Origin of the sequence: Pyxidicoccus fallax (assembly GCF_012933655.1) — a bacterium.
GTDB lineage: Bacteria > Myxococcota > Myxococcia > Myxococcales > Myxococcaceae > Myxococcus > Myxococcus fallax.
The window spans coordinates 1-923 of record NZ_JABBJJ010000731.1 but is presented as its reverse complement, the minus strand read 5'-3'; the positions used below and the strand labels follow the sequence as shown (position 1 = coordinate 923).

The 923-nt window shown below is 72.5% G+C and carries 1 protein-coding gene; it reads left to right on the top strand.

What is annotated here, in order from left to right; genetic code table 11:
- On the top strand, nt 1–803 hold an 803-nt coding region (locus HG543_RS53860), incomplete at its 5' end, for a class I SAM-dependent methyltransferase (RefSeq protein WP_169352704.1).
- Nucleotides 804–923: the final 120 nt, after the last annotated feature.

Genomic DNA, 923 nt, shown 5'->3' with positions numbered 1-923 from the left:
CGCCGGTGGTGCCCCGCCGCCCCCGCGCCGCGCAGCTGTCGCGGCTGCGCACCCTGATGCGCTACGCCACCGTGCGCGACGACGCGGACAACCAGCACGAGGGCTACACCACGCTGGAGCGCATGGACGGCGCCACCCACTACAACCAGTGGCTGGCCCGCCGCTTCCGCGAGCACCTGGGCCGCCGCGTGCTGGAGATTGGCGCCGGCATCGGCACGATTACGCGCGAGCTGGAGTCCGGCCTGGAGCTGCTCATCGCCCTGGAGGTGGACCGCTTCTACGTGGACCGGCTGAAGAACCTCTTCCGCGGCAAGCCCCACGTGCGCCCCTACCTGTCCGACGTGGCGCTGGCGGACTGGGAGTCGCTCAAGAAGGAGAAGCTGGACACCATCGTCCTCTCCAACGTGCTGGAGCACATCCCCGACGACGCGTCGGCGGTGCGCCGCTTCCGGCAGATTCTGTCGCCGGGCGGCCGGGTGGTCATCCTGGTGCCGGCGCTCCCGCAGCTCTTCGGCGCCATCGACGAGGCCGTCGGCCACCACCGCCGCTACACCCCCGCCACCCTGCGCGCGGTGCTGGAGGAGAACGGCTTCGCGGTGGAGAAGCTGGAGTGGATGAACCTGGTGGGCATGCCCGGCTGGTTCGTCAACAGCCGCCTCCTGCGCCGCCGCGCGGTGCCCAAGCTGCAGCTCAAGCTCTACGACACGCTGGCGCCCCTGTTCGCCCAGGCCGAGTCCAAGGTGAAGCTGCCGGTGGGCATGAGCCTCTTCGCCGTGGCCCGCGTCACCGGGAGCAACGCGTGAGACGTGCCCGCGGCGCCGGGCCGCGCGGGGTGGGCGCCGCCGCCCGGACGCCCATCACCGCCCGGCCGGAGGCCGCCGCCCGGAATCACGCCTCCCGCATGACCGGAGCCACGCCATGAG